Raw genomic sequence first — 2,276 nt, forward strand, 5'->3', positions numbered from 1 at the left:
GGAACGTCCGGCCCGGCGGGCACCGGGCCGCCGCCGCTCGCAGGGATTTCTCGACCAGACGCTGCTGGAGTCCGTGCGCGAGTCCGTCATGGCCGATGCCTCCCCGGTGACCCCCTCAAGGGTCGCGGCTGCGGTCCAGGCGAGCGGGCGGCTGCTCGGCACGGCCGGCGCCCTGGCCGCAGTGGAGAGCATCAGCGCGGAATTGAACGGCCTGGGCCCCCTGCAACCGCTCACCCGCGATCCCGCCGTGACAGACATCTTTGTCAACGGGCCGGACTCGGTCTGGTTGGACCGCGGCCGCGGTCTGGAAAAGGCGCCGGTCGTCTTCTCCGGGGAACCGCAGATCCGCGCCCTTGCCGCGAGGCTGGTGGCAGCCGGTGGCCGCCGCCTGGATGACGGTTCGCCATGCGTCGATGTCCGGCTCGACGGCGGCTACCGGGTGCACGCGGTGCTGCCGCCCATCTCCACGGCCGGGACACTCCTGAGCGTGCGGATCCGCCGGGCCACGGTCTTCTCCATGCCAGAGCTGAAGCGCGCCGGCATGTTCGGGGCCGGGATGCCAGGGAGCCTGGTCCAGTCCGTACTCGAACGCGTGGTGACGGCCAGGCTGAGCTTCCTCATCAGCGGGGCCACCGGTTCGGGGAAGACCACGTTACTGGCGACGCTGCTGGGATTGTGCCACCCCGGGGAGAGACTCGTCCTGATTGAGGACGCCGCAGAATTGAATCCCGTCCACCCGCACGTCGTCTCGCTGGAATCCCGGCACGGAAACCTGGAAGGCGGTGGTGCCGTCGACTTGGGCGAACTGGTCCGCCAGGCCCTCAGGATGCGGCCGGACCGGCTGGTGGTGGGCGAATGCCGCGGCGCAGAGGTCCGCGAGCTGCTCTCGGCGATGAACACCGGACACACCGGAGGCGGCGGGACCATCCACGCGAATGAGGCGGCGGCTGTGCCTGCCCGGCTGGCGGCCCTCGGCGCGCTCGCCGGCATGGGCCAGGACGCTGTACGGCTGCAGGTCGCCAGCGCGATCGACGTCGTCGTGCACGTCGAGCGGACTGAATCGGGCCGCCAGGTGGCGAGCGTTGGAATCATGGAGGTCCAAGACTCGGGCCTGGTTGTCGCCGCCGCACTGGAGATCCAACAGGGCGAGCTCCGCTTCGGCGGAGCCTGGCCGCTGCTGGCGCGCCGTCTCGGCCTGGACCCCGGGTTGGCCGGGGCGGACCCCTCCGAACTGCAGGCGGCCCCGCCGGCAGGACGGACGCCGGGTTCCGGCCGCGAATCCCTCCAGCCCTGGCCGCGGCGATGACCGTCTTCCTCCTCGTCGTTTCGGTCCTGGCCGTGTGGTTGGCCTTTCCCACCCCGCGCGCGGCCGGCCATCGTACCCGCAGGGCCTTGCACGCCGCGGGCACGCGAGCTCCCGCGGCCTACGGGTCGCCGGGATCACGCCCAGGACGAGCCGTCGGGGGCATGACCCGTTGGCGCGGCGGGGGATCCGCCGATGCCGGGGCCGTCCCCATGACAGTCCTGGTCCAACAGTTGGCCGCGCTGCTGAAGGGAGGGCGCATCCCCGCCCGGCTGTGGGATGAACTGTGGGCCCTCTACGGCGGTGACGCCGCGCGGGACGGGCCGGCGGCCCAGGCGGCAGTTCACAGCGCCGGCCAGCCCCGCGGCGCAAACGGCGCCGGAACGGTCCTCGGCCCGGAGTCCCGCAGGATCCTCGCAGCCGCGCGTGCCGCCGCCCGGCGCGGGTCCTCCGTGGCCGCGGCCATCCGCCGCGAGGTCTCCGCGGTTTCTGCCGGTGCGGGCGCCGTCATCACGGTCACCGGGGGTGCCGTCGGCATCCGGGCCCGCCGCGACGTGCGCGTGTGGGGCGAGCTCGCCGCATGTTTTGACACCGCTGAAGCCAGCGGTTGCCCCCTGGCCGATGTCCTGGCGCGCTTTGCCGCCCACCTTGAAACGGAGGACGACGCCGAGGCGGCTCGGCAGACGGCCTTGGCGGGGCCCCGCGCAACCGTTCGTCTGCTGACCTGGCTGCCCCTGTCGGGCCTGGGCCTCGGCCTGTTGCTCGGCGTGGACCCGGTAGCCACACTGCTGGGAAATCCTTGGGGCCTGGCGGCGTTGGCCGCAGGCGTGGCGCTGACCGCCGTCGGCCGGTTGTGGTCCGCAAGGCTCGTCCGCGCCGCGGCGGAAGCACCAACGTGACGCCGCGGTCGTCGCCGTGAGGCCCGAACTTGCCGGTTTCGTGATGGCAGCGAGCCTTGCCGGGGCAGCCGCCG

Annotated in this window: 2 protein-coding genes; both read left to right on the forward strand. The window is 72.9% G+C overall.

Annotation, left to right across the window (positions count from 1 at the left end):
- Positions 1–61: 61 nt before the first annotated feature.
- On the forward strand, positions 62–1,306 hold the full coding sequence (locus Y706_RS0121995) for a TadA family conjugal transfer-associated ATPase (protein ID WP_084476329.1): 1,245 nt from the start codon (positions 62–64) through the stop codon (positions 1,304–1,306).
- Between the two features lie 161 nt (positions 1,307–1,467).
- Entirely contained in the window at positions 1,468–2,202 is a 735-nt protein-coding gene (locus Y706_RS0122000; RefSeq protein ID WP_043437054.1) for a hypothetical protein, read from the forward strand.
- The last annotated feature ends 74 nt before the right edge of the window (positions 2,203–2,276 follow it).

This window comes from Arthrobacter sp. I3 (assembly GCF_000520575.1).
In the GTDB taxonomy this organism is placed as follows: Bacteria; Actinomycetota; Actinomycetes; order Actinomycetales; family Micrococcaceae; genus Arthrobacter; species Arthrobacter humicola_A.